Annotated in this window: 39 protein-coding genes, 1 rRNA gene and 1 pseudogene; all 41 read left to right on the top strand. The window is 33.5% G+C overall.

What is annotated here, in order from left to right:
• Nucleotides 1-135 (top strand): annotated as a pseudogene (gene tuf / locus ABHC41_RS12210) (elongation factor Tu); the annotation flags it as partial.
• A 404-nt stretch (nucleotides 136-539) separates the two neighbouring features.
• Complete coding sequence (gene rpsJ / locus ABHC41_RS12205; protein ID WP_092921790.1) at nucleotides 540-851, top strand: 30S ribosomal protein S10; 312 nt, start codon at nucleotides 540-542, stop codon at nucleotides 849-851.
• Nucleotides 852-942: 91 nt separating this feature from the next.
• Entirely contained in the window at nucleotides 943-1,572 is a 630-nt protein-coding gene (gene rplC / locus ABHC41_RS12200; RefSeq protein ID WP_166506190.1) for a 50S ribosomal protein L3, read from the top strand.
• A gap of 28 nt (nucleotides 1,573-1,600) precedes the next feature.
• Complete coding sequence (rplD, locus tag ABHC41_RS12195; RefSeq protein ID WP_092921794.1) at nucleotides 1,601-2,224, top strand: 50S ribosomal protein L4; 624 nt, start codon at nucleotides 1,601-1,603, stop codon at nucleotides 2,222-2,224.
• A complete protein-coding gene (gene rplW / locus ABHC41_RS12190; RefSeq protein WP_092921796.1) occupies nucleotides 2,224-2,514 on the top strand; it encodes a 50S ribosomal protein L23 in 291 nt (96 codons plus the stop codon). Before rplD ends, rplW begins: the two co-directional genes overlap by 1 nt.
• Before the next feature lie 32 nt (nucleotides 2,515-2,546).
• On the top strand, nucleotides 2,547-3,377 hold the full coding sequence (rplB, locus tag ABHC41_RS12185; RefSeq protein WP_092921798.1) for a 50S ribosomal protein L2: 831 nt from the start codon (nucleotides 2,547-2,549) through the stop codon (nucleotides 3,375-3,377).
• Between the two features lie 34 nt (nucleotides 3,378-3,411).
• The gene (rpsS, locus tag ABHC41_RS12180; RefSeq protein ID WP_092921800.1) at nucleotides 3,412-3,693 is read left to right on the top strand and encodes a 30S ribosomal protein S19; all 282 of its coding nucleotides are present in this window, start codon (nucleotides 3,412-3,414) and stop codon (nucleotides 3,691-3,693) included.
• A gap of 32 nt (nucleotides 3,694-3,725) precedes the next feature.
• A complete protein-coding gene (gene rplV, locus ABHC41_RS12175) occupies nucleotides 3,726-4,061 on the top strand; it encodes a 50S ribosomal protein L22 (RefSeq protein WP_092921802.1) in 336 nt (111 codons plus the stop codon).
• A gap of 22 nt (nucleotides 4,062-4,083) precedes the next feature.
• A complete protein-coding gene (gene rpsC, locus ABHC41_RS12170) occupies nucleotides 4,084-4,899 on the top strand; it encodes a 30S ribosomal protein S3 (RefSeq protein ID WP_092921804.1) in 816 nt (271 codons plus the stop codon).
• A gap of 33 nt (nucleotides 4,900-4,932) precedes the next feature.
• On the top strand, nucleotides 4,933-5,364 hold the full coding sequence (rplP, locus tag ABHC41_RS12165; RefSeq protein WP_092921806.1) for a 50S ribosomal protein L16: 432 nt from the start codon (nucleotides 4,933-4,935) through the stop codon (nucleotides 5,362-5,364).
• 1 nt (nucleotide 5,365) lies between these two features.
• Complete coding sequence (rpmC, locus tag ABHC41_RS12160) at nucleotides 5,366-5,569, top strand: 50S ribosomal protein L29 (protein WP_092921808.1); 204 nt, start codon at nucleotides 5,366-5,368, stop codon at nucleotides 5,567-5,569.
• Nucleotides 5,570-5,592: 23 nt separating this feature from the next.
• Nucleotides 5,593-5,847: a 30S ribosomal protein S17 gene (rpsQ, locus tag ABHC41_RS12155; RefSeq protein ID WP_092921810.1), complete on the top strand. Its 255-nt coding sequence runs from the start codon at nucleotides 5,593-5,595 to the stop codon at nucleotides 5,845-5,847.
• A 26-nt stretch (nucleotides 5,848-5,873) separates the two neighbouring features.
• A complete protein-coding gene (gene rplN, locus ABHC41_RS12150) occupies nucleotides 5,874-6,242 on the top strand; it encodes a 50S ribosomal protein L14 (protein ID WP_092921812.1) in 369 nt (122 codons plus the stop codon).
• 22 nt (nucleotides 6,243-6,264) lie between these two features.
• Entirely contained in the window at nucleotides 6,265-6,570 is a 306-nt protein-coding gene (rplX, locus tag ABHC41_RS12145) for a 50S ribosomal protein L24 (RefSeq protein WP_092921868.1), read from the top strand.
• A 25-nt stretch (nucleotides 6,571-6,595) separates the two neighbouring features.
• Nucleotides 6,596-7,138 carry a 50S ribosomal protein L5 gene (gene rplE / locus ABHC41_RS12140; protein ID WP_092921814.1) on the top strand — a complete coding sequence of 181 codons (543 nt, stop codon included), beginning with the start codon at nucleotides 6,596-6,598 and terminating at the stop codon, nucleotides 7,136-7,138.
• Nucleotides 7,139-7,186: 48 nt separating this feature from the next.
• On the top strand, nucleotides 7,187-7,372 hold the full coding sequence (locus ABHC41_RS12135) for a type Z 30S ribosomal protein S14 (RefSeq protein WP_071119031.1): 186 nt from the start codon (nucleotides 7,187-7,189) through the stop codon (nucleotides 7,370-7,372).
• Between the two features lie 32 nt (nucleotides 7,373-7,404).
• Nucleotides 7,405-7,803 carry a 30S ribosomal protein S8 gene (gene rpsH / locus ABHC41_RS12130; protein ID WP_092921816.1) on the top strand — a complete coding sequence of 133 codons (399 nt, stop codon included), beginning with the start codon at nucleotides 7,405-7,407 and terminating at the stop codon, nucleotides 7,801-7,803.
• Nucleotides 7,804-7,833: 30 nt separating this feature from the next.
• Nucleotides 7,834-8,376, top strand: a complete 543-nt coding sequence (gene rplF, locus ABHC41_RS12125) for a 50S ribosomal protein L6 (RefSeq protein WP_092921818.1) — start codon at nucleotides 7,834-7,836, stop codon at nucleotides 8,374-8,376.
• A gap of 38 nt (nucleotides 8,377-8,414) precedes the next feature.
• Nucleotides 8,415-8,783, top strand: coding sequence for a 50S ribosomal protein L18 (gene rplR / locus ABHC41_RS12120; protein WP_092921820.1), 369 nt, complete (start codon nucleotides 8,415-8,417; stop codon nucleotides 8,781-8,783).
• Between the two features lie 27 nt (nucleotides 8,784-8,810).
• The gene (gene rpsE, locus ABHC41_RS12115; RefSeq protein ID WP_092921822.1) at nucleotides 8,811-9,317 is read left to right on the top strand and encodes a 30S ribosomal protein S5; all 507 of its coding nucleotides are present in this window, start codon (nucleotides 8,811-8,813) and stop codon (nucleotides 9,315-9,317) included.
• Nucleotides 9,318-9,331: 14 nt separating this feature from the next.
• Nucleotides 9,332-9,517, top strand: coding sequence for a 50S ribosomal protein L30 (rpmD, locus tag ABHC41_RS12110; RefSeq protein WP_092921824.1), 186 nt, complete (start codon nucleotides 9,332-9,334; stop codon nucleotides 9,515-9,517).
• 33 nt (nucleotides 9,518-9,550) lie between these two features.
• Nucleotides 9,551-9,994, top strand: a complete 444-nt coding sequence (gene rplO / locus ABHC41_RS12105) for a 50S ribosomal protein L15 (protein ID WP_092921826.1) — start codon at nucleotides 9,551-9,553, stop codon at nucleotides 9,992-9,994.
• Nucleotides 9,995-10,034: 40 nt separating this feature from the next.
• Complete coding sequence (secY, locus tag ABHC41_RS12100; protein ID WP_092921828.1) at nucleotides 10,035-11,303, top strand: preprotein translocase subunit SecY; 1,269 nt, start codon at nucleotides 10,035-10,037, stop codon at nucleotides 11,301-11,303.
• A 15-nt stretch (nucleotides 11,304-11,318) separates the two neighbouring features.
• Nucleotides 11,319-11,969, top strand: coding sequence for an adenylate kinase (locus tag ABHC41_RS12095; protein WP_166506191.1), 651 nt, complete (start codon nucleotides 11,319-11,321; stop codon nucleotides 11,967-11,969).
• Nucleotides 11,969-12,718, top strand: a complete 750-nt coding sequence (map, locus tag ABHC41_RS12090; protein ID WP_092921832.1) for a type I methionyl aminopeptidase — start codon at nucleotides 11,969-11,971, stop codon at nucleotides 12,716-12,718. Before ABHC41_RS12095 ends, map begins: the two co-directional genes overlap by 1 nt.
• Nucleotides 12,719-12,737: 19 nt before the next feature.
• On the top strand, nucleotides 12,738-13,016 hold the full coding sequence (locus tag ABHC41_RS12085) for a KOW domain-containing RNA-binding protein (protein ID WP_092921834.1): 279 nt from the start codon (nucleotides 12,738-12,740) through the stop codon (nucleotides 13,014-13,016).
• A 28-nt stretch (nucleotides 13,017-13,044) separates the two neighbouring features.
• Entirely contained in the window at nucleotides 13,045-13,263 is a 219-nt protein-coding gene (infA, locus tag ABHC41_RS12080; RefSeq protein WP_092727842.1) for a translation initiation factor IF-1, read from the top strand.
• Nucleotides 13,264-13,297: 34 nt separating this feature from the next.
• A complete protein-coding gene (gene rpmJ, locus ABHC41_RS12075) occupies nucleotides 13,298-13,411 on the top strand; it encodes a 50S ribosomal protein L36 (RefSeq protein WP_002509257.1) in 114 nt (37 codons plus the stop codon).
• A gap of 153 nt (nucleotides 13,412-13,564) precedes the next feature.
• Nucleotides 13,565-13,936 carry a 30S ribosomal protein S13 gene (gene rpsM / locus ABHC41_RS12070; RefSeq protein WP_092921836.1) on the top strand — a complete coding sequence of 124 codons (372 nt, stop codon included), beginning with the start codon at nucleotides 13,565-13,567 and terminating at the stop codon, nucleotides 13,934-13,936.
• Nucleotides 13,937-13,965: 29 nt separating this feature from the next.
• On the top strand, nucleotides 13,966-14,361 hold the full coding sequence (gene rpsK / locus ABHC41_RS12065) for a 30S ribosomal protein S11 (RefSeq protein WP_092921838.1): 396 nt from the start codon (nucleotides 13,966-13,968) through the stop codon (nucleotides 14,359-14,361).
• A gap of 34 nt (nucleotides 14,362-14,395) precedes the next feature.
• Nucleotides 14,396-15,019: a 30S ribosomal protein S4 gene (rpsD, locus tag ABHC41_RS12060; RefSeq protein WP_166506192.1), complete on the top strand. Its 624-nt coding sequence runs from the start codon at nucleotides 14,396-14,398 to the stop codon at nucleotides 15,017-15,019.
• Between the two features lie 77 nt (nucleotides 15,020-15,096).
• A complete protein-coding gene (locus ABHC41_RS12055) occupies nucleotides 15,097-16,044 on the top strand; it encodes a DNA-directed RNA polymerase subunit alpha (RefSeq protein ID WP_092921842.1) in 948 nt (315 codons plus the stop codon).
• Between the two features lie 19 nt (nucleotides 16,045-16,063).
• Entirely contained in the window at nucleotides 16,064-16,405 is a 342-nt protein-coding gene (gene rplQ, locus ABHC41_RS12050) for a 50S ribosomal protein L17 (protein WP_092921844.1), read from the top strand.
• A gap of 494 nt (nucleotides 16,406-16,899) precedes the next feature.
• Nucleotides 16,900-17,730: an energy-coupling factor transporter ATPase gene (locus ABHC41_RS12045; RefSeq protein WP_195238530.1), complete on the top strand. Its 831-nt coding sequence runs from the start codon at nucleotides 16,900-16,902 to the stop codon at nucleotides 17,728-17,730.
• Entirely contained in the window at nucleotides 17,721-18,587 is an 867-nt protein-coding gene (locus ABHC41_RS12040; RefSeq protein ID WP_195238528.1) for an energy-coupling factor transporter ATPase, read from the top strand. The genes ABHC41_RS12045 and ABHC41_RS12040 overlap by 10 nt, the downstream gene beginning before the upstream one ends.
• A complete protein-coding gene (locus tag ABHC41_RS12035; protein WP_195238527.1) occupies nucleotides 18,581-19,378 on the top strand; it encodes an energy-coupling factor transporter transmembrane component T in 798 nt (265 codons plus the stop codon). The genes ABHC41_RS12040 and ABHC41_RS12035 overlap by 7 nt, the downstream gene beginning before the upstream one ends.
• A gap of 11 nt (nucleotides 19,379-19,389) precedes the next feature.
• Nucleotides 19,390-20,121: a tRNA pseudouridine(38-40) synthase TruA gene (truA, locus tag ABHC41_RS12030; protein WP_166506195.1), complete on the top strand. Its 732-nt coding sequence runs from the start codon at nucleotides 19,390-19,392 to the stop codon at nucleotides 20,119-20,121.
• A 119-nt stretch (nucleotides 20,122-20,240) separates the two neighbouring features.
• The gene (gene rplM / locus ABHC41_RS12025; RefSeq protein ID WP_092921854.1) at nucleotides 20,241-20,672 is read left to right on the top strand and encodes a 50S ribosomal protein L13; all 432 of its coding nucleotides are present in this window, start codon (nucleotides 20,241-20,243) and stop codon (nucleotides 20,670-20,672) included.
• Between the two features lie 28 nt (nucleotides 20,673-20,700).
• Nucleotides 20,701-21,093, top strand: coding sequence for a 30S ribosomal protein S9 (gene rpsI, locus ABHC41_RS12020; RefSeq protein WP_092921856.1), 393 nt, complete (start codon nucleotides 20,701-20,703; stop codon nucleotides 21,091-21,093).
• A gap of 78 nt (nucleotides 21,094-21,171) precedes the next feature.
• Complete coding sequence (gene cwlD, locus ABHC41_RS12015) at nucleotides 21,172-21,903, top strand: N-acetylmuramoyl-L-alanine amidase CwlD (protein WP_240276230.1); 732 nt, start codon at nucleotides 21,172-21,174, stop codon at nucleotides 21,901-21,903.
• Between the two features lie 259 nt (nucleotides 21,904-22,162).
• Nucleotides 22,163-22,333 (top strand): 16S ribosomal RNA (locus tag ABHC41_RS12010); the annotation flags it as partial.

Here is a 22,333-nt window from a genome sequence, read left to right as displayed (position 1 = left end):
GTTATGCCTGGAGATAACATACAAATGACTATAGAGTTAATAAACTCAATAGCAATAGAAGAAGGATTAAGATTCGCAATAAGAGAAGGTGGAAGAACAGTAGCATCAGGTGTTGTTGCTTCTATAATAGAGTAATCTTTTCTTAAGTGATTAATCTATATATAAAGGGGGAGCTTGCTCCCTCTTTTTGATATAAGTAATAAAAATGAAATAAAGTGATAAAATGTTAGTTATATTTATTTGACAATGGAGACAAAATTTTATATACTAAATGAGTGCCTTGGAAAAGGACACAAATCGAGTTTGTTCCTAAGTTTTACATAAAAAAATAAACTTTGTAAAATTATAAAAAAAACTTGAAAAATAGTAAAAAATGATTTAAAATATAATAGTGTGCTTGAGAGATACGAAAATATAAACTAAATCTTAGTTAAGGGCGACCGACTGTCGAGTGAAAAAACACAACACACCCGGAAGTGTGTATCGGCATAAGTCGTGCGTAACTAAAAGATAACGTGCGATAAAGGAGGGAAAATACAATGGCTAAAAATGAACAAATAAGAATAAGATTAAAGTCATATGATCACAAATTATTAGATTTTTCAGCTGCTAAAATAGTTGAAACTGCTAAGAAAGCTGGATCACAAGTTTCAGGACCTGTGCCACTACCAACAGAAAAGCAAGTAGTAACTATATTAAGAGCTGTTCATAAGTACAAAGACTCTAGAGAGCAATTCGAAATAAGAACTCACAAGAGATTAATAGACATAGCTAACCCAACACCTAAGACAGTTGACTCATTAATGAGATTAGACTTACCAGCTGGTGTTGATATAGAAATAAAGTTATAATAGCAACCTAAGATACTTATCCTATAAGGTAACTATCTTAGAATGATTATACAATAGTATAATCCGCTGTAAGATTATAGGAGGTGCTAATATGAAAGGAATATTAGGAAAAAAAGTTGGAATGACTCAAATATTCACTGAAGAAGGTATAGTAGTACCAGTAACAGTGGTTGAGGCAGGACCAGTAGTTGTAACTCAAGTTAAAACAACTGAAAAAGATGGATACAACGCAGTTCAAGTTGGTTTTGAAGATGCTAAAGAAAAATCTTTAAACAAGCCTCAAAAAGGTCATTTAGCTGCTGCTAATGTATTAAAGAAACACTTAAAAGAATTCAGAGTAGAATCTACAGAAGAATACTCAGTTGGACAAGAAATAAAGGCTGATTTATTCGCTGCAGGTGAAAAAATAGATGTAACTGGAACAAGTAAAGGTAAGGGATTCCAAGGTCCTATAAAGAGACATGGACAATCTAGAGGCCCTGAATCTCACGGTTCTAGATACCACAGAAGACCAGGTTCAATGGGAGCATGTTCTTTCCCAGGTAGAGTTTTCAAAAACAAAAAATTAGCTGGACACATGGGTAGCGTTAAAGTTACTATACAAAACTTAGAAGTTGTTAAAGTAGATGCTGATAAGAACCTTATATTAGTTAAGGGTGCTATACCAGGAGCTAAAGGTTCAGTAGTAACTATAAAGGAAGCTGTTAAAGCTTCTAAATAATAACTAACCTAAGAAAGGAGGAAGCACAATGCCAAAATTAAATGTATTAAATATAACTGGACAAAACGTTGGGGAAATAGAATTAGCTGATGCTATATTCAACGTAGAAGTTAACGAACACGTTTTATATGAAGTTGTTAAAAATCAATTAGCAAACAAGAGACAAGGTACTCAATCTGCTAAAACTAGAGCAGAAGTTAGAGGTGGCGGAAGAAAACCTTGGAAACAAAAAGGAACAGGTAGAGCTAGACAAGGTTCTATAAGAGCTGTACAATGGGTTGGCGGAGGAGTTGCTTTTGCACCTAAGCCAAGAGATTACAGATATACTTTACCTAAGAAAGTTAGAAGATTAGCTATGAAATCTGCTTTATCTTCAAAAGTTCAAAATGGTGAAATGATAGTATTAGATGCTTTAACAATGGAAGCTCCTAAGACTAAAGAATTCGCTGCTATATTAAAGAACATAAACGCTGCTAAGAAAGCTTTAGTAGTAACTGCTGAAAACAACGAAAACGTAATAAGATCAGCTAGAAACATAGAAGGTGTTGCAACTGCTACAGTTAACACTATAAATGTTTACGATATATTAAAGTATGATTCATTCATAATAACTACAGACGCTGTTAAAAAAGTGGAGGAGGTGTACGCATAATGACTAATCCACATGATATAATAATAAAGCCAGTTGTTACTGAACAAAGTATGACTGAGATGGTTGGAAAGAAATACACTTTTGTTGTTGCTAAGAGTGCAAACAAAACTGAAATAAAGAAAGCTGTAGAAGCTATATTCGGAGTTAATGTTGAAAAAGTTAACACATTAAACTACGATGGAAAAGTTAAGAGAATGGGTAGATACGAAGGAAGAACTGCAAGCTTCAAGAAAGCAGTAGTTAAATTAGCTGCTGATAGCAAAGAAATAGAATTCTTCCAAGGTATGTAATTTAACCCTAGTAAACGAAGGAGGGAAAACAGATGGCTATAAAAAAGTTTAAACCAACTTCTCCTGCCTTAAGACAAATGACAGTTTTAGTTTCTGATGAGATAACTTGCAATGAACCAGAAAAATCTCTTTTAGTTTCATTAAAGAAGAACTCTGGTAGAAATGCTCACGGTAAAATAACTGTTCGTCACAGAGGTGGAGGAAACAGAAGAAAATATAGAATAATAGATTTCAAAAGAAATAAAGACGGAGTACCTGCAAAGGTTGCTACTGTTGAATACGATCCAAACAGAACAGCTAACATAGCTTTATTACACTATGCAGATGGTGAAAAGAGATATATATTAGCACCTGTTGGAATAAATGTTGGAGATACATTATTATCAGGACCAACAGCTGACATAAAGCCAGGAAATGCATTAGCATTAAAGGACATGCCAGTAGGTACTGTAATACACAATATAGAATTAAAGCCAGGAAAAGGAGCTCAATTAGTAAGATCTGCTGGAGTTTCTGCTCAATTAATGGCTAAAGAAGGAAAGAAAGCTTTATTAAGATTACCATCAGGAGAAATGAGATTCGTTTCTATAGAGTGTAAAGCTACTATAGGACAAGTTGGTAACATAGAACACGGTAACGTTGTTATAGGTAAAGCAGGTAGAAAGAGACATATGGGTATAAGACCTACAGTTAGAGGTTCTGTAATGAACCCTTGTGACCATCCACACGGTGGTGGGGAAGGTAGAACTTCAATAGGTAGACCTTCACCAGTTACTCCATGGGGTAAACCAGCTCTTGGATACAAAACTAGAAAGAAAAACAAAGCTTCTGATAAGTTAATAGTATCAAGAAGAACTAAGTAATAGATTTACTTTTGCTCGGAAAGGAGGAGTTTAAATGTCAAGATCAACTAAAAAAGGACCTTTCGTACATGCGAGACTTTTAAAGAAAATAGAGGCTATGAACGCTAGTGGAAATAAAGAAGTTATAAAAACTTGGTCAAGAAGTTCAACTATATTCCCTCAAATGGTAGAACATACTATAGCTGTTCATGATGGAAGAAGACATGTACCTGTATTTATAACAGAAGACATGGTTGGACACAAGTTAGGAGAATTCGTTCCTACAAGAACTTTCAAAGGACACAAGGACGACGAAAAATCTAATAAGAGAAAATAATTAATTTTTCGCTAAGGAAGGAGGAATAGCAAATGGAAGCAAAAGCTACTGCTAAATATGTACGTGTATCACCAAGAAAAGCAGGACAAATCTGCAGCCTTGTTAGAGGAAAAAATGTAGACGAAGCGTTAGCAATATTAAAGTTCACTCCAAGAGGAGCAGCTGATATAATAGCTAAGGTTGTTAAGTCTGCTAAGGCAAACGCTGAAAATAACCATGAGATGAACGTTGAAAATTTATACGTTGCATCAATAGTTGCAAACCAAGGACCAACAATGAAGAGATTCATGCCTAGAGCTATGGGACGTGCAACAATGATAAGAAAAAGAACTTCTCACATAGAGGTTGTTCTTAAGGAAAGAAAATAATAAATAGATAGGAGGGAAAGTAATGGGTCAAAAGGTTAATCCACACGGACTAAGAGTCGGTGTTATAAAAGATTGGGACTCAAGATGGTTCGCAGATAAAAAAGAGTTCGGAAATTTATTATTAGAAGACCATAATATACGTAAATTCTTAAAGAATAGATTATATTCTTCAGGAGTTGCGAAGATAGAAATAGAAAGATCAGCAAACAAGGTTAAGATAGACTTACACGTTGCTAAGCCAGGTGTAGTTATAGGAAAAGCTGGTGCTGGTATAGAAGCTTTAAAAGCTGAATTAGAAAAAATGACTAAGAAGACTGTTATAGTTAACATAGTTGAAGTTAGAAACCCAGATAAAGATGCTCAATTAGTGGCAGAAAATATAGCATTAGCTATAGAGAGAAGGGTTGCTTTCAGAAGAGCTATGAAACAAGCTATACAAAGAGCTATGAAGTCTGGAGTTAAAGGTATAAAAGTTTCTGCTTCAGGAAGATTAGGTGGAGCTGAAATGGCTAGAACTGAAGGATACAGTGAAGGAAATGTACCTCTTCAAACATTAAGAGCTGATATAGATTACGGTTTCGCTGAAGCTAACACTACTTACGGGAAAACTGGTATAAAAGTTTGGATATGTAACGGAGAAGTTCTTCCAACTAGAAACGGTGTAAACCCAAGAGAAGATAGAAGAGACAACAGAAGAAACAACAAGAGAAACGATAGAAGAGATAACAGAAGAAACGATAGAAGAGGGAATGATAGAGGAAACAACAGAGGACAAAGACCTCAAGGACAAAGACCTCAAGGATCAAGACCTCAAAGAACTGAAAAGAAAGATAACTAATATTAAAAAGGTTCGAGGAAGGAGGAAATACTCATGTTAATGCCAAAAAGAGTAAAGCGTCGTAGAGTTCATAGAGGAAGTATGGCTGGAAAAGCTCACAAGGGTAACAAAGTTACTTACGGTGAGTTCGGACTAGTTGCTTTAGAAGCTTCTTGGATAACTTCTAACCAAATAGAAGCTGCCAGAATCGCTATGACTAGATCTATAAAAAGAGGGGGAAAAGTTTGGATAAAAATATTCCCACATAAACCAGTAACAAGAAAACCTGCTGAAACTCGTATGGGTGCCGGTAAAGGTTCACCAGAATACTGGGTAGCAGTTGTTAAGCCAGGAAGAGTTATGTTCGAATTAGCAGGTGTTTCTGAAGAAAAAGCTAGAGAAGCAATGAGACTTGCTATGCACAAACTTCCTGTAAAATGTAAGTTTGTAAAGCGTGAAGATTTAGAAGTAAAAGGTGGTGAATAGGATGAAAGCTAAAGAATTAAGAGATTTAACAAGCGAAGAGCTAATGAATAGATTAAATGACTTCAAAAGTGAATTATTTAGCTTAAGATTCCAATTAGCTACTGGTCAATTAGAAAACACAGCAAGAATAAAATTCGTTAAGAAAGATATAGCTAGAGTTAAAACTATACTTGCTGAAAGAAAGTTAAACGAAACTAGAGCTTAATTTGGAAAGGAGGCTTTTTAACCATGGAAAGAGGAAGAAGAAAAGTTAGAATAGGCCGTGTTGTAAGTGACAAAATGGACAAAACAATAGTTGTTGCTGTTGAAGACTTCGTACGTCACCCATTATACAACAAGCCAGTTAAGAGAACTAAAAAATTCAAAGCTCACGATGAACAAAATGTTTGTAGAATCGGAGATAAAGTTAAAATAATGGAAACTAGACCTTTATCAAAGGATAAGAGATTCAGATTAGTTGAAGTTGTTGAAAAAGTTAAGTAGTTTATTGGTAAAGGAGGGATTACGATATGATACAACAAGAAACACGTTTAAGAGTTGCGGATAACTCTGGTGCTAAAGAAATACTATGCATACGTGTACTAGGCGGAAGTAAAAGAAGATATGGTAACATAGGCGACGTAATAGTTGCTACTGTTAAAAGTGCAACACCTGGTGGAGTTGTAAAAAAAGGTAAAGTTGTTAAAGCTGTTATAGTAAGAACTAAGCAAGGCGTGAGACGTAAAGACGGAAGTTATATATCTTTCGACGAAAATGCTGCAGTTATAATAAAAGACGATAAAACTCCAGTAGGAACTCGTATATTCGGGCCTGTTGCTAGAGAGTTAAGAGATAATGACTTTATGAAAATAGTTTCTCTTGCTCCAGAAGTACTATAATAAGGAGGTGCAATAGGACATGATGCGTGTTAAAAAAGGTGACACTGTTGTAGTTATAGCAGGTAAAGATAAGGGTAAAAAAGGTACAGTTACTAAAGTATTCCCTAAGGCTAACAGAGTATTAGTTGAAGGTGTAAACGTAATAACTAAGCACCAAAAACCAACTGCTATAAACCCACAAGGTGGAATAGTAAACAAAGAAGCTTCAATACACATATCTAACGTAATGCCAGTAGATCCTGAAACAGGAAAAGGTACAAGAGTTAGATTTGAAATGAAGGATGGAAAAAAAGTAAGAGTATCAGTAAAGAGCGGAAAAGAAATATAATTTAGCTTGAAAGGAGGGACCTTAAATGGCTTCTAGATTACAAGAAAAATACATGAAAGAAGTTGCTCCTGCTTTAATGGAGAAATTCGGATATAAGAATGTTATGGAAATACCTAAGTTAGAGAAAATAGTTATCAACATGGGTATAGGAGATGCTAGAGAAAATCCAAAAGGATTAGAAAAAGCAGTAGAAGAAATGGAAATGATATCTGGTCAAAAGCCAGTTATAACTAGAGCAAGAAAATCTGTTGCGAACTTCAAATTAAGAGAAGGTATGCCAATAGGTGCAAAAGTTACATTAAGAGCTGACAAAATGTACTACTTCATGGACAAGTTAGTATCTGTATCTTTACCAAGAGTTAGAGACTTCAGAGGAGTTAACGCTAACGCATTCGATGGTAGAGGTAACTACGCTTTAGGTGTTAAAGAACAATTAATATTCCCTGAAATAGAATACGATAAGGTAGACAAAGTAAGAGGAATGGATATAATATTTGTTACTACTGCGAAAACTGACGAAGAAGCACGTGAATTATTAAAATTATTAGGAATGCCATTTTCTAAGTAAGCTTAGAAAAGGCAATTTTCTAAGCTAAGAAAAGAAGGAGGGATTCCAGTGGCTAGAAAAGCGATGGTTGTAAAACAACAAAGAAAACAAAAGTACGCTACTAGAGAATACACTAGATGTACTATATGCGGTAGACCACATTCAGTACTTAGAAAGTTCGGAATATGCCGTATATGCTTTAGAGAATTAGCTTACAAGGGTCAAATACCTGGTGTTAGAAAAGCAAGTTGGTAAAACTTTGATATAAATGGAAGGAGGGTTTCAATATGACAATGACAGATCCAATAGCAGATATGCTTACTCGTATAAGAAATGCTAACGTAGTTAAACATGAGACTGTTGATGTTCCAGCTTCTAATATAAAGAAAGAATTAGCTAGAATACTATTAGAAGAAGGATTCGTTAGAGGATACGATGTAATAGAAGATGGAAAGCAAGGAATAATAAGAATACAATTAAAGTACGGACAAACAGGAGAAAGAGTTATATCAGGATTAAAGAGAATATCTAAGCCTGGTATGAGAGTTTACGCTTCTAAGCACGAAATACCAAGAGTATTAAACGGTTTAGGAATATCAGTAATATCTACTTCTAAAGGAATATTAACTGATAAGCAAGCTAGAAAAGAAAATGTTGGTGGAGAAGTAATCTGCTACGTTTGGTAATATAGACGAAAGATGTAAGGAGGTGCGATTATGTCAAGAATAGGTGTTAAACCAATAACTGTACCAGCAGGTGTTGAAGTTACTATAGCTGAAGGAAACTTAGTTACTGTAAAAGGACCAAAAGGTACATTAAGCAAGCAATTTGATGCTGCTTTAACTATAAAGCAAGAGGAAAATACTATAACTGTTGAAAGACCAACTAACAACAAGCAACACAGAGCACTACACGGGTTAACTAGAACTTTAATAGATAACATGGTAGTAGGTGTTACTAACGGTTTCGAAAAGAAATTAGAATTAGTAGGTGTTGGATACAGAGCTCAAAAGCAAGGAAAGAAATTAGTTATGAGTTTAGGATTCTCTCATCCGGTAGAAATGGAAGATCCAGAAGGAATAACAGTTGAAGTTCCAAACCAAACTGAGTTAACAGTTAAAGGTATAGATAAGCAATTAGTAGGAAACTACGCTGCTAAGATAAGAGACTGGAGAAAGCCAGAGCCATACAAAGGTAAAGGTATAAGATACGCTGGTGAAGTAGTAAGACGTAAAGAAGGTAAAACTGGTAAGAAGTAATAAATACCAAACTTAAACGCTAGAAAGGAGTGAGCCTGGTGATAAAGAAAGCTGATAAAAATGCAAACAGACTTCAAAGACATAAGAGAGTTCGTAGAAAAATAACTGGAACTACTCAAAGACCAAGATTATGTGTATTCAGAAGTTCTAATAACATATACGCTCAAATAATAGATGATACAAACAGAGTTACTTTAGTATCTGCATCTTCATTAGACGCAGACGTTAAAGGAGCTGTTAGTCATACAGGAAATAAAGAAGCAGCTAAAATGGTCGGAGAATTAGTGGCTAAGAAAGCTGTAGAAAAAGGAATCACTGAAGTTGTATTCGACAGAGGTGGATACTTATATCACGGAAGAGTTCAAGTATTAGCAGAAGCTGCTAGAGAAGCTGGACTTAAGTTCTAATAAGAGAAACAAAGGAGGGAAATGCACATGCGTCGTAAGATTATAGATGCCAGACAACTTGACTTAAAAGAAAAAGTTGTTGAAGTTAGACGTGTTACTAAAGTTGTAAAAGGTGGTAGAAACTTCAGATTTGCAGCGTTAGTAGTAGTTGGAGATGAAAACGGACACGTTGGTATAGGTACTGGTAAAGCGATGGAAGTACCAGATGCTATAAAGAAAGCAGTAGAAGATGCTAAGAAGAATCTTATAAATGTACCTATAGTTGGTACAACTATACCTCACGAAGTTCACGGACACTTCGGTGCTGGTAAAATATTAGTAATGCCTGCTAAGCAAGGTACAGGAGTTATAGCTGGGGGACCTGCTAGAGCCGTACTTGAGTTAGCTGGTTTAACAGATGTTAGAGCTAAATCTTTAGGAACTAACAACCCAAGAAACATGGTAAATGCTACAATAGAAGGACTTAAATCTCTTAAGAGAGCTGAAGATATAGCTAAATTAAGAGGTAAAAAAGTTGAGGACCTTCTAGGGTAAGGAGGTAGTAAGAAATGGCTAAATTACAAATAAAATTAGTTAGAAGTATAATAGGAACTACTCCTAACCAAAAGAAAAACGTAGAAGCGTTAGGATTAAGAAAAAGAGAACAAGTAGTTGTTAAAGAAGATAATGCCCAAATAAGAGGGATGATAGCTAAGGTTAGTCACTTAGTAGAAGTAACTGAAATAGCTGAGTAATAAATAGATAAGACGAATAAGGAGGTGCAATCCATGAAGTTACATGAGTTAAAACCTGCTGAAGGTGCAGTAAGAGCTAAGAAAAGATTAGGTAGAGGTACTGCTACTGGACAAGGTAAGACTGCAGGACGTGGACAAAAAGGACAATGGTCTCGTTCAGGTGGTGGAGTTAGAGTTGGATTCGAAGGTGGACAAATGCCACTTGCTAGAAGACTTCCTAAGAGAGGATTCAACAACATATTCAAGAAAGTTTATACAGAAGTTAATGTAGCTGCTTTAAACAGATTCGAAAACGGAACTGAAATAACTGCTGAAGTTTTAAAGGCTGCTAGAGTTATAAGCAAAATAGAAAAAGACGGCATAAAGATCTTAGGTGAAGGAAACTTAGAAAAGGCGTTAACAGTTAAGGCTGCTAAGTTTACTGCTTCAGCTCAAGAAAAAATAGAAAAAGCTGGAGGAAAGGCAGAATTAGTTTAATCTAATCTGCTGCTCTTAGCCGAATAGGCGGGGTGATATCGTGCTGTCAAACTTAAAACAAGCTTGGAAGCTTAAAGATGTAAGAAGAAAAATATTATATACTTTGATGATGATTGTAGTATTTAGGATAGGTGCAGCTATACCTGTTCCTGGAGTTGATACAAGTATTATAAAGGGAATGGTTGACTCAAATGGTCTTCTTTCCCTATATAATCTGTTCACTGGAGGTGCATTTAGTAACTTTACACTATTTGCATTAGGTGTAGGACCATATATCACAGCATCTATCATAATACAACTTCTAACTGTAGGTTTTGAAAGTTTGGAAGAACTTCAAAAGTCTGGTGAAGAAGGAAAGAAAAAGATTAATAAATATACTAAGTACATTGCATTAGCATTAGCTTTTGTTCAAGCTATAGCGATAACGCTAGGTATTGTAAGAGGAGCTTTAAAAAGTGATAATGCATTCTTTATTATAACAGTTATATTGACATTAGTATCAGCAAGTATGCTTCTAATGTGGATAGGGGACAAAATTACTGAAAAAGGATTAGGTAATGGAAGTTCTATTATAATATTTATAGGTATTATCTCAAGAATACCAGTAGATGTTATATCAACTGTAAACTTAGTAAAAAGTGGCAAAATAGCTATATGGGCAGTAGCTCTGTTAGCAGTAGTAATACTTTTAACAATAACTGCAGTCACATATATACAAGAAGCCACAAGAAAAATCCCAGTACAATATGCAAAAAGAGTTGTTGGAAGAAAGATGTATGGAGGACAAAGTTCTCATATACCTATGAAAGTTAATCAATCGGGAGTTATACCAGTAATTTTCGCTAGTTCACTTTTAGCATTCCCTCAAACTTTAGCCATGTTTATGGGTGCAGATGCTCAAGCTTTTGTGCAAACATATTTAAATCCAGTACAATCTCCAGGAGTTTGGATTTATAGAGCGCTTGAAGTTCTGCTGATAGTATTCTTCTCTTATTTCTATACTACTGTATCATTTAATACAGAAGATATAGCAAATAATATGAAAAATAACGGTGGGTTTATACCAGGTATTAGACCAGGACAACCTACAATAGATTATTTAAATAGAATATTATCAAGACTTACTCTAGCTGGAGCTTTATTCTTAGCTTGTATCGTTATGGTATCTGCTATAATAATGTTCTTTATGAAACTTCAAATAACACTAGTAGGTACATCTTTACTAATAGTTGTTGGTGTTGCATTAGAACTTAAGAGACAGTTAGAATCAAATCTGGTTATGAGAACATACCAAGGTTTCTTAAAATAAATTGGAGATGATAGTATGAGAATAATATTACTTGGACCTCCTGGTGCTGGTAAAGGTACTCAGGCAGCAGGTATTGTTGAAAAATACAATATACCTCATATATCAACAGGTGATATATTCAGAAAGAACATAAAAGAAGGAACAGAGCTTGGAAAGAAAGCTAAAGAATATATAGATCAAGGATTATTAGTTCCAGATGAGTTAACTGTAGGTTTAGTTACAGACAGAGTATCTCAAGATGACTGTAAGAATGGATTTATGTTAGATGGATTCCCAAGAAATGTTGCTCAAGCTCAACATTTAGATACGTTCTTAAATAAAACTAATATAGCTTTAGACAAGGTAGTTAATATCGAAGTTGATAAGGAAATATTAGTTGGTAGAGCTGTAGGAAGAAGAATATGTAAATCTTGCGGTGCTACGTATCATGTTAAGTTTAATCCTCCTAAAGTTGAAGGAGTATGTGATGTATGCCAAGGTGAATTATACCAAAGAGCAGATGACACAGAAGAAACTGTATCAAAGAGAATACAAGTTTACTTAGATGAAACTAGACCATTAGTTGACTATTATAGCAAACAAGGTATAATAGCTAACATAGATGGGCAACAATCTATAGATAAGGTATTTGAAGATATAGTAAACGCTTTAGGAAGTGAAAAATAATGATTACATTAAAATCTAAAAAAGAAATAGAACTTATGAGAGAGGCGGGCAAAATTGTCGCTGAAACTCATGAGATATTGAAATCAGCTGTTATTCCGGGAATATCTACACTAGAGTTAGATAAAATAGCTGAAGAGAATATAAGAAAATATAATGCAATTCCATCTTTTAAAGGTTATGGAGGTTTCCCAGGATCTATATGTGCTTCTATAAATGAAGAGGTAGTTCATGGTATACCAAATGCTAACAGAATTTTAAAAGAAGGCGACATTATAAGTTTAGATGTAGGTGCCTATTATAAAGGATATCATTCAGACTCTGCGAAAACTCATGGGGTAGGAATAATATCTGAAGAAGATAGGAAATTAATAGAAGTAACAAAAGAAAGCTTCTATGAAGGTTTAAAATTTGCTAAACTAGGATATAGATTATCTGATATCTCACACGCAGTACAAGCACACGTTGAAAAACATGGTTTTTCAGTAGTTAGAGATTTAGTTGGTCATGGAGTTGGAACTGAACTTCATGAAGATCCTCAAATACCTAACTATGGTCCAGCAGGTAAAGGTCCAAGACTTTTAGAAGGAATGGTCTTAGCTGTAGAGCCAATGGTTAACGCTGGTAAATATCACGTTAAAACATTAGCAGATGACTGGACAATTGTCACAATAGATGGCAAAAAATCAGCTCATTATGAGCATACAATAGCAATCACTGAAGATGAGCCGCTGATATTATCAGCACTTTAATCATAAAGTAGGTGAATAAATGCTATTAAATAAGCTAAGTATAGGTCAAGTTGTAAAAGCTTTATCAGGTAGAGAACAAGGAAGACTATTTTTTATAGTAGAAGTAGTTGACCATGAATATGTTTTAATATCTGATGGTAAGACAAGAAAACTTGGTAAGCCTAAGCTAAAAAAAGTTAAGCACTTAAAGATATATGACTTTATTAGCGAAGAAGCAAAACAAATGATTATATCTAAGCAGAATAATACAGATGCTTTTTTAAGAGCTCAACTTACTAAGTTAGATCAAAGGATTTAACTTATTGAAATGGAGGTTTGGTTAGTTAATGGCCAAAAAAGATGTTATAGAACTAGAAGGTACAGTTACAGAAAACTTACCTAATGCTATGTTTAAAGTAAAATTAGAAAATGGACATGAAGTATTATGTCACTTATCTGGAAAGCTAAGAATGAACTTCATAAGAATCCTTGAAGGTGATAAGGTGAATGTTGAGCTTTCTCCATATGACCTTACAAGAGGAAGAATCACTTGGCGTAAGAAGTAGACTATTTTAATATTAGTCTAAGGAGGGATTAACAATGAAAGTAAGACCATCAGTAAAACCAATATGCGAAAAGTGCAAGGTTATAAAAAGAAAAGGTAAAGTAATGGTTATCTGTGAAAATCCAAAGCACAAGCAAAAGCAAGGATAATAAATTATACTAGTAATTTGTAAAATTTTGTAGTATAATATTTAATTGTGATATTAGCAATTAAACTTTAAAATCGTTGAAATCTGTTTCGGATTTAACATGAATTAACACAAGTTTAGAATCGAAAAAATTAAGTGTAGGAGGTGCGAACTAATGGCAAGAATAGCTGGGGTAGATTTACCTAGAGAAAAAAGAGCGGAAATAGGCTTAACTTATATATACGGTATAGGTAAGGCAACTGCTAACGAAATATTAGCTAAAGCTGACATAGATCCTAACGTAAGAATAAAAGACTTATCAGAAGAGCAAGTTAACGAATTAAGAAAGATAATAGATAATGATTTCTTAGTTGAAGGTGACTTAAGAAGAGAAATCGCTTTAAATATAAAGAGATTAAGAGATATAAAATGTTACAGAGGTATGAGACATGCTAAAGGTCTTCCACTAAGAGGACAAAGAACTAAGACTAACGCTAGAACTAGAAAAGGTCCTAGAAAAACTGTATCTCGTAAGAAGAAGAAGTAATAAATAAAAACTAGATAGGAGGGAAAACAATGGCTAAGCAAAAGAAAGTTACACGTGTAAGAAGAAAAGAGCGTAAAAATATAGAACGTGGGCAAGCTCATATACAATCTACTTTCAACAATACAATAATAACTTTAACTGATGTTCATGGGAACGCTATATCAGCTGCATCTTCAGGACAATTAGGATTCAAAGGATCAAGAAAAGCGACTCCTTTCGCATCTCAAATGGCTGCTGAAACTGCTGCTAAAGCTGCAATGGAACACGGTTTAAAAACTGTTGAAGTATTCGTAAAGGGGCCAGGTTCAGGAAGAGAAGCTGCTATAAGAGCATTACAAGCTACTGGATTAGAAGTAACTATGATAAAGGACGTTACTCCAATCCCTCACAATGGATGTAGACCACCAAAGAGAAGAAGAGTGTAATTATATAAACAAGTAAATTAGGAGGTGTAAAGACATGGCAAGATACACAGGTGCATCATGCAGACAATGTCGTAGAGAAGGAATGAAATTATTCCTTAAAGGTGACAGATGTTATACTGATAAATGTGCTATAGTTAAGAGAAACTATGCTCCAGGACAACATGGACAAGGAAGAAAGAAAGTTTCTAACTATGGATTACAATTAAGAGAAAAGCAAAAAGTTAAGAGAATATACGGAGTTTTAGAAACTCAATTCAGAAACCTATACGAGCGTGCTGAAAAAATGGCTGGTATAACAGGGGAAAACTTATTAAGCTTATTAGAAAGAAGATTAGACAATGTTGTTTACAGAATGGGATTAGCTTCATCTAGAAAAGAAGCTAGACAATTAGTAGGACACGGTCACTTCTTATTAAACGGACACAAGGCTGATATAGCTTCTATAACAGTTAAGCCAGGTGACGTTATAACAGTTAAAGAAAGATCAAAATCATCTGCTAAATTCAAAGCTTTAGTAGAAAACAATACAAGAATAGCTCCTAAGTGGTTAGAAACTAACTTAGACGAAATGAGCGCTAAAGTTGTTGCTAACCCATCAAGAGAAGATATAGATCTTGAAATAGCAGAGCACTTAATAATAGAGCTTTACTCTAAGTAATAAATATATTTTAAAATTTATTTTTGAGATTTTGTTTACCCTCAGTGGATTAATAAATTTAAAGGAGGGTTTTGTCCATGATAGAAATAGAAAAACCAAAAGTAGATATAATAGAGCTTAGCGAAGATTATAGATATGGAAAGTTTGTCATAGAGCCTCTTGAAAGAGGCTATGGCATAACTGTAGGTAATGCTTTAAGAAGAATATTATTATCATCTTTACCAGGTGTAGCAGTTAATGCTATAAAAATAGATGGAGTTCTTCATGAATTCTCAACTGTTGCTGGTGTTAAAGAAGATGTTACTGAAATAATATTAGCATTAAAAGAACTTTCAGCTACTATAGATGGTGAAGGAAGCAGAACTCTTAAAATAGAGGCTGAGGGTCCATGTACTATAACTGGTGCTGATATAATATGTCCTTCTGATGTTGAAGTATTAAGCAAAGATTTAAAAATAGCAACATTAGATGACAATGCTAAGTTAAATATGGAAATAATGATAGATAAAGGTAGAGGTTATGTTTCTGCTGAAGAAAACAAGACAGAGCATATGCCTATAGGAGTTTTACCTGTAGATTCAATCTATACTCCTATTGAAAAAGTGAGCTACCATGTTGAAAATACAAGAGTAGGTCAAAAGTCAGACTATGACAAATTAACACTAGAAGTTTGGACTAATGGAAGCATAAACCCTCAAGAGGGAATATCTCTTGCAGCTAAAGTTTTAGTTGAACATTTAAATCTATTCATAGACTTAACAGAGCATGTAAGCAATGTTGAGATAATGGTAGAAAAAGAAGAAGACCAAAAAGAAAAAGTTCTTGAAATGACTATAGAAGAATTAGATTTATCAGTTAGATCTTACAACTGTTTAAAGAGAGCGGGAATAAACACAGTTGAAGAATTAGCTAATAAGTCTGAGGACGATATGATGAAGGTTAGAAATCTAGGGAAAAAATCTTTAGAAGAAGTAATCCAAAAGTTAGAAGAACTTGGATTAGGTCTAAAACCAAGCGAAGAATAGTTAGTGAAGGAGGGATATCATGGCTACTTACCGTAAATTAGGACGTGAGACAGCTCACAGAAACCTTATGTTAAGAAACTTAGTAACTGATTTACTAAGAAATGGAAGAATAGAAACTACTGTTACTAGAGCTAAGGAAACTAGAAGAATGGCAGAAAAGATGATAACTCTTGCTAAAAGAGGAGATCTTCATGCTAGAAGACAAGTTTTAGCTTATGTTATAGATGAAACTGTAGTAAACAACTTATTCACTGAAATAGCTCCAAAATATGCTGAGAGAAACGGTGGATACACAAGAATAATAAAGAAGGGTCCAAGAAGAGGGGACGCTGCTGAAATGGCATTTATAGAATTAGTATAATTCTTGTGAAGGATTAAGCTTATAGCTTAATCCTTTTTTAAATATAAATTTGTACAAAAATAATATCTTTAATCCACTGTAGGTTTGTTTTATAGCCTTTATAAACTATGATAGATTCTATAGTTTATAAAGGCTATATTTTTATATTCAGATAAAGTTAGGTGCAAAAAACAAACTTACAAAGGATAAAAATTACGGGGGAATAGTAGATAAAATCTATGATGTATAATTTGAAATATGATCCTTGTTTAGATATATTTATAGTTCATAAAATATAATTGAACATATAATTATAAAATTAAGAAAAATGTATGCTAGCGGCAGATATAAGTAGATTTTAAGATAAACGTACTTGTGTTTTTTGCGATGAACTATGATATAATACTAGTCAAAATGGTTTTTGTTCAAAAAATAGAGTTTATTAACACTAATAAGGTATTAGTTATTTATATATGACGAAGTTGCTTTAATTACTTATGAAAAGGAGTAAATAAATGAACAATATAGTAAAAGTGAATAATATATCTTATGAGTATATTACAGAAGATAGCACTTTTAAAGCAATAGACAGATTAACACTAGATGTAAAAGAAGGTGAATTTGTTGCTATAATTGGTCACAATGGTTCTGGAAAGTCTACATTATCTAAGAACTTAAATGCTATACTGGTTCCCACTGAAGGAGATATACTTATAGATGGAATGAACACAAAAGAAGAAGATAAATTATGGGATATAAGGCAAACAGCAGGTATGGTATTTCAAAATCCAGATAACCAAATTGTTGCTACAATAGTAGAGGAAGATGTTGCTTTTGGACCAGAAAACCTAGGGATAGACCCTATAGAAATAAAACATAGAGTTGAAGAGTCGTTAAAGAGTGTCGGTATGTATGAGTTAAGAGATAGACAACCACACCTATTATCAGGAGGTCAAAAACAAAGAGTAGCTATAGCAGGAATAATAGCTATGAAGCCAAAATGTATAATATTTGATGAAGCAACGGCTATGTTAGACCCATCTGGAAGAAAAGAAGTAATGAAAACTATAAAAAAGTTAAATAAAGAAGAAAATATTACCGTATTACATATAACTCACTTTATGGAAGAAGCAGTAGAAGCTGATAGAGTTATAGTTATGGAAAAAGGTAAAAAAATATTAGAAGGAACTCCAAGAGAAGTATTTAGTAAAATAGATGCATTAAAAGGTATAGGATTAGATGTTCCTTATATGACGGAATTATCTAGTATGTTATATAAAGAAGGTATAGATATAAAAAAAGATATATTAACTGTAGATGAGATGGTGATGGAATTATGTCGATAGAGATAAAAGGTTTAACTCATATATATAATGAAGGTATGCCTTTTGCGAGCAAGGCGTTAGACAATGTTAGCTTTGAAATTAAAGATAGAGATTTTGTAGGGTTAATAGGACATACTGGTTCTGGTAAATCAACATTAATACAGCATTTAAATGGGATATTAAAGCCTCATTCTGGAGAAATAAATATAAATGGATTTAACATAACAGATCCAAACTTAAACCTAACAGAAGTTAGAAAAAGGGTAGGAGTAGTGTTTCAATACCCTGAATACCAATTATTTGAAGAAACAATAGAGAAAGATATAGCTTTTGGGCCTAATAATTTAGGCTTAGACCCTGAAGAAGTTGATCGTAGGGTAAAAACATCAATGGAAGCTGTTGGGCTTGATTATGAACTGTTTAAAGATAAATCTCCATTCGAATTATCAGGAGGTCAAAAAAGAAGAGTAGCAATAGCTGGAGTTATCGCTATGAAACCAGAAGTACTTATTTTAGATGAACCTGCAGCTGGATTAGATCCAGGTGGAAGGGATGAAATATTTAATTTAATAAAAACACTGCATAAAGAAAATAATATGACAATAATATTATCTTCTCATAGTATGGATGATATGGCTAGGTTAGCAAAGACTTTGATAGTTATGAATAAAGGGAAAGTAGAATTTATGGGAACTCCTAAAGAAGTGTTTAAATCTAACTCTTCAAGACTTAAGGAAATAGGTCTTGATATACCTCAAGTATTGGAGTTAGCAATAAAGCTAAGGGCAAATGGATTTGACATAAAAGAAGATATCATAACTATACAAGAAGCTAAGGAAGAAATATTAAGAGTTATGAGAGGTAAAAAGAAATGTTAAAAGATATAACTATAGGACAGTATTATCCTGTAAATTCGGTAATTCACAAGCTAGATGCTAGAGTTAAGCTTATAGCCACTTTTGTTTTTATGATATCTCTATTTATAATAAATAAATTTTGGCCATATGCTATTGTTTTATTAGCTCTAGTAGCTATTATAAAATCATCAAAGTTACCAGGTAAATATATATTAAAAGGATTAAAACCATTAAGATGGATTATAATATTTACATTTGTAATTAATGTATTTTTCTTACCAGGAGATGTAATTTGGTCATTTGGTTTCTTGAGAATCACAAGTCAAGGTTTAGAACAAGCTATATTTATGGCTATAAGGCTTATATTCTTAGTTGTAGGGACTTCTTTACTTACCTTAACAACTACACCTATGGACCTAACAGACGGCATAGAGAGGCTTTTAAATCCATTAAACAAGGTTGGATTTCCTGTGCATGAATTAGCTATGATGATGACAATAGCTTTAAGATTTATACCTACTCTATTAGATGAAACTGATAAAATAATGAAAGCTCAAATGTCAAGAGGGGCAGATTTTGAAAGTAAAAATCTTATAAATAGAGCTAAAAACTTAGTGCCATTACTAGTACCTTTATTTGTAAGTGCATTTAGAAGAGCTGAAGAACTTGCTGCTGCAATGGAAGCTAGATGTTATAGAGGTGGATACAATAGGACAAAAATGAAACAAGCTATAATGACAAAAGCAGATTATGTAGCTAATGGTATACAGATTGTATATTTGGTTATAATTATAGCTACTAGATTTATGTAAAGAGGAAGACTATGAGAAATTTAAAACTTACGATACAGTATAATGGTCAAAACTATTGTGGATGGCAAAAGCAACCTGATTCTTTAGGTATACAAGGTACAATAGAAAAAGCCATTTATGACATAACTAGGGAAGAAGTTAAAATAACCGGATCCGGCAGAACTGATGCAGGAGTTCATGCTTTGGGTCAGGTAGCCAATTTTAAAACAAGCTCTAATATACCTGCAAGTAAAATGCCAAATGCATTAAATGCTAAGTTACCAAAAGATATATCTATAATAGACTGTATAGAGGTAGATGAAGATTTTCACTCAAGATATAGTTCAAAGAAAAAGAGATATAGATATTTAATACACAATAGTCCATATAGAAATCCTATATATAAGGACATATCATATCATGTAAAATATGATCTCGATTTCGAAAAAATGTGTAAAGAAGCTAAGAGTCTAATTGGTGAATATGATTTTAAAGGGTTCATGAGTTCTGGATCTTCAGTTAAAGACACTATAAGAACGATATACGATATAACACTAACTAAAGAAGATGGATTAATTGTTATGGAAGTAGAAGGTAATGGATTTTTATATAACATGGTAAGAATAATAGCAGGAACGTTAGTTGATATAGGTAGAGGTCGTATAACTAAAAACCTTGAAGAAGTAATAAAATCAAAAAATAGAGGAGAATGTGGACATACCGCTCCAGCACATGGATTATTTCTCAAAAAAGTTGATTATTAGCTTGACACACCAGGGGGCATATATTAAAATAAGTTAGAGTGTGTTAATAAGTCCACTTGCCCCGGACTTGACATAAACGGTAAAATTTTTATAGGAAAATAAGTTAAGGAGGGACAAACATGAAAAGTTATATAGCTAAGCCAGCTGATGTACAAAGAAAATGGTACATCGTTGATGCTGAAGGAAAAACATTAGGTCGTTTAGCAACTGAAATAGCGACAGTATTAAGAGGAAAGCACAAGGTTACTTTCACTCCACACGTTGACGGAGGAGACTTCGTTGTTGTTGTAAACGCAGAGAAGGTAGTTTTAACAGGAAAGAAATTAGATCAAAAAATGTACAGATACCACACAGGATACGTAGGTGGGTTAAAGGAAATAACTTACAGAGAAATGATGGCTAAGAAGCCTGAAGAAGTTGTATCACATGCAGTAAGTGGTATGTTATGTAAGAACAAATTAAGAAGCAGAATGATGACTAGATTAAGAGTATTCGCAGGACCAAACCATGATCATGCAGCTCAAAATCCAGAAGTTTTAAACTTTAAATAATAATTAACGGGTGAAAGGAGGAGTTATCATGGCTAACGTTCAATACTACGGAACAGGAAGAAGAAAGCACTCTGTTGCTAGAGTTAGATTAGTTGCAGGTGAAGGAAACATAGTAATAAATGGAAGACCAGTTGGAGAATACTTCAACTATGAAACATTAATAAGAGATGTTAAGCAACCATTAGTGTTAACTAACAACGAAAACAAATACGATGTTATAGTAAAGGTTGAAGGTGGAGGATTCACTGGACAAGCTGGAGCTATAAGACATGGTATATCTAGAGCTTTATTAAAAGCTGATGAAGAGTTAAGAGGAGCTTTAAAGAAAGAAGGATTCTTAACTAGAGATGCTAGAATGAAGGAAAGAAAGAAATACGGATTAAAGGCAGCAAGAAGAGCTCCACAATTCTCAAAGAGATAATATCCTATTTTATATGTTTGTACAAAGACTTTGGAATATTCCAAAGTCTTTTTTAATATAAATGTACAGGGTGATATTGTGAGAAAGTACATAAAACATATAATATTTTGTGTTATATCTATAATACTAGTAGTGGTATTTTCGTTTGAAATTCAAAGTGTATCGCAAGAGTCTATGGAGTATATGCCAGTAACCAAAAAAACCATAATACTAGATGCTGGTCATGGTGGGATAGATCCAGGAGCCTTGAATGAAGATAAAAGTATAACTGAAAAAGATGTGAATTTATCTATTACACTTAAATTAAGAGAATTATTAGAATCTAGTGGGGGTCTTGTTATATTAACTAGAGAAGAAGATGTTAGCTTGTATGAAGAAGCTAAAGGCAAGACAATTAGACAAAAATATAATGAAAATTTAAAGAATCGAAAAAAGGTAATAAACGAATCTGATGCAGATATGTTTGTATCTATACATATGAATGCATTAAGTGGAAAAGGTGCTTCTAAATATTATGGGGCCCAGACATTTTATCCAGGTGGAAAAGATGACTCTAAAAAGCTATCTAAATATATACAAGAAGAATTAAAGAGAGTAGTTGATAAAACTAATAACAGAGAAATTAAACCTAAAGATGACTTATATTTATTAAAAGAAAATGCAATACCATCAGTTTTAATAGAATGTGGATTTTTATCTAATGAAAAAGAAGCTAACTTATTAGCTGATGAAAAATATCAAGAAAAAATAGCTTGGTCAATATACGTAGGTATCCAAAAATACTTTAGTGATAATGAGAATAAAAATTGAAAAAAAGTAAAAACTAGGTTATATCTAATAAATAATTTATTAGATATAACCTAGTTTTTTATTAAAATAAAAAAAATATAAAAAAAGTATTGACGATTTAATTATAAGATGATATATTTATATATGTCCTTAAGAAAAGGGCAAAATAAGAACTTTGAAAATTAAACAGTAGGTTAATTTATATAACTGATTCTTAAAAGAATCGAAAACAAACCAAGCCAGATATTCAGATAATGATAGTCTGAGCAGGTAACAACTTTTATTTGAGAGTTTGATCCTGGCTCAGGATGAACGCTGGCGGCGTGCCTAACACATGCAAGTCGAGCGATTTACTTCGGTAAAGAGCGGCGGACGGGTGAGTAACGCGTGGGTAACCTGCCCTGTACACACGGATAACATACCGAAAGGTATGCTAATACGAGATAACATG

This window comes from Romboutsia sp. 1001216sp1 (assembly GCF_039841805.1).
In the GTDB taxonomy this organism is placed as follows: domain Bacteria; phylum Bacillota; class Clostridia; order Peptostreptococcales; family Peptostreptococcaceae; genus Romboutsia_C; species Romboutsia_C hominis.
Note: the sequence above shows the minus strand (reverse complement) of the source record. Positions and strands in the feature narration are given on the sequence as shown.

Coding starts and splice junctions, on each gene's coding strand:
- rpsJ (WP_092921790.1), top strand. CDS start 540: ATGGCTAAAAATGAACAAATAAGAATAAGATTAAAGTCATATGATCAC.
- rplC (WP_166506190.1), top strand. CDS start 943: ATGAAAGGAATATTAGGAAAAAAAGTTGGAATGACTCAAATATTCACT.
- rplD (WP_092921794.1), top strand. CDS start 1,601: ATGCCAAAATTAAATGTATTAAATATAACTGGACAAAACGTTGGGGAA.
- rplW (WP_092921796.1), top strand. CDS start 2,224: ATGACTAATCCACATGATATAATAATAAAGCCAGTTGTTACTGAACAA.
- rplB (WP_092921798.1), top strand. CDS start 2,547: ATGGCTATAAAAAAGTTTAAACCAACTTCTCCTGCCTTAAGACAAATG.
- rpsS (WP_092921800.1), top strand. CDS start 3,412: ATGTCAAGATCAACTAAAAAAGGACCTTTCGTACATGCGAGACTTTTA.
- rplV (WP_092921802.1), top strand. CDS start 3,726: ATGGAAGCAAAAGCTACTGCTAAATATGTACGTGTATCACCAAGAAAA.
- rpsC (WP_092921804.1), top strand. CDS start 4,084: ATGGGTCAAAAGGTTAATCCACACGGACTAAGAGTCGGTGTTATAAAA.
- rplP (WP_092921806.1), top strand. CDS start 4,933: ATGTTAATGCCAAAAAGAGTAAAGCGTCGTAGAGTTCATAGAGGAAGT.
- rpmC (WP_092921808.1), top strand. CDS start 5,366: ATGAAAGCTAAAGAATTAAGAGATTTAACAAGCGAAGAGCTAATGAAT.
- rpsQ (WP_092921810.1), top strand. CDS start 5,593: ATGGAAAGAGGAAGAAGAAAAGTTAGAATAGGCCGTGTTGTAAGTGAC.
- rplN (WP_092921812.1), top strand. CDS start 5,874: ATGATACAACAAGAAACACGTTTAAGAGTTGCGGATAACTCTGGTGCT.
- rplX (WP_092921868.1), top strand. CDS start 6,265: ATGCGTGTTAAAAAAGGTGACACTGTTGTAGTTATAGCAGGTAAAGAT.
- rplE (WP_092921814.1), top strand. CDS start 6,596: ATGGCTTCTAGATTACAAGAAAAATACATGAAAGAAGTTGCTCCTGCT.
- rpsH (WP_092921816.1), top strand. CDS start 7,405: ATGACAATGACAGATCCAATAGCAGATATGCTTACTCGTATAAGAAAT.
- rplF (WP_092921818.1), top strand. CDS start 7,834: ATGTCAAGAATAGGTGTTAAACCAATAACTGTACCAGCAGGTGTTGAA.
- rpsE (WP_092921822.1), top strand. CDS start 8,811: ATGCGTCGTAAGATTATAGATGCCAGACAACTTGACTTAAAAGAAAAA.
- rpmD (WP_092921824.1), top strand. CDS start 9,332: ATGGCTAAATTACAAATAAAATTAGTTAGAAGTATAATAGGAACTACT.
- rplO (WP_092921826.1), top strand. CDS start 9,551: ATGAAGTTACATGAGTTAAAACCTGCTGAAGGTGCAGTAAGAGCTAAG.
- ABHC41_RS12095 (WP_166506191.1), top strand. CDS start 11,319: ATGAGAATAATATTACTTGGACCTCCTGGTGCTGGTAAAGGTACTCAG.
- map (WP_092921832.1), top strand. CDS start 11,969: ATGATTACATTAAAATCTAAAAAAGAAATAGAACTTATGAGAGAGGCG.
- ABHC41_RS12085 (WP_092921834.1), top strand. CDS start 12,738: ATGCTATTAAATAAGCTAAGTATAGGTCAAGTTGTAAAAGCTTTATCA.
- infA (WP_092727842.1), top strand. CDS start 13,045: ATGGCCAAAAAAGATGTTATAGAACTAGAAGGTACAGTTACAGAAAAC.
- rpmJ (WP_002509257.1), top strand. CDS start 13,298: ATGAAAGTAAGACCATCAGTAAAACCAATATGCGAAAAGTGCAAGGTT.
- rpsM (WP_092921836.1), top strand. CDS start 13,565: ATGGCAAGAATAGCTGGGGTAGATTTACCTAGAGAAAAAAGAGCGGAA.
- rpsK (WP_092921838.1), top strand. CDS start 13,966: ATGGCTAAGCAAAAGAAAGTTACACGTGTAAGAAGAAAAGAGCGTAAA.
- rpsD (WP_166506192.1), top strand. CDS start 14,396: ATGGCAAGATACACAGGTGCATCATGCAGACAATGTCGTAGAGAAGGA.
- ABHC41_RS12055 (WP_092921842.1), top strand. CDS start 15,097: ATGATAGAAATAGAAAAACCAAAAGTAGATATAATAGAGCTTAGCGAA.
- rplQ (WP_092921844.1), top strand. CDS start 16,064: ATGGCTACTTACCGTAAATTAGGACGTGAGACAGCTCACAGAAACCTT.
- ABHC41_RS12045 (WP_195238530.1), top strand. CDS start 16,900: ATGAACAATATAGTAAAAGTGAATAATATATCTTATGAGTATATTACA.
- ABHC41_RS12040 (WP_195238528.1), top strand. CDS start 17,721: ATGTCGATAGAGATAAAAGGTTTAACTCATATATATAATGAAGGTATG.
- ABHC41_RS12035 (WP_195238527.1), top strand. CDS start 18,581: ATGTTAAAAGATATAACTATAGGACAGTATTATCCTGTAAATTCGGTA.
- truA (WP_166506195.1), top strand. CDS start 19,390: ATGAGAAATTTAAAACTTACGATACAGTATAATGGTCAAAACTATTGT.
- rplM (WP_092921854.1), top strand. CDS start 20,241: ATGAAAAGTTATATAGCTAAGCCAGCTGATGTACAAAGAAAATGGTAC.
- rpsI (WP_092921856.1), top strand. CDS start 20,701: ATGGCTAACGTTCAATACTACGGAACAGGAAGAAGAAAGCACTCTGTT.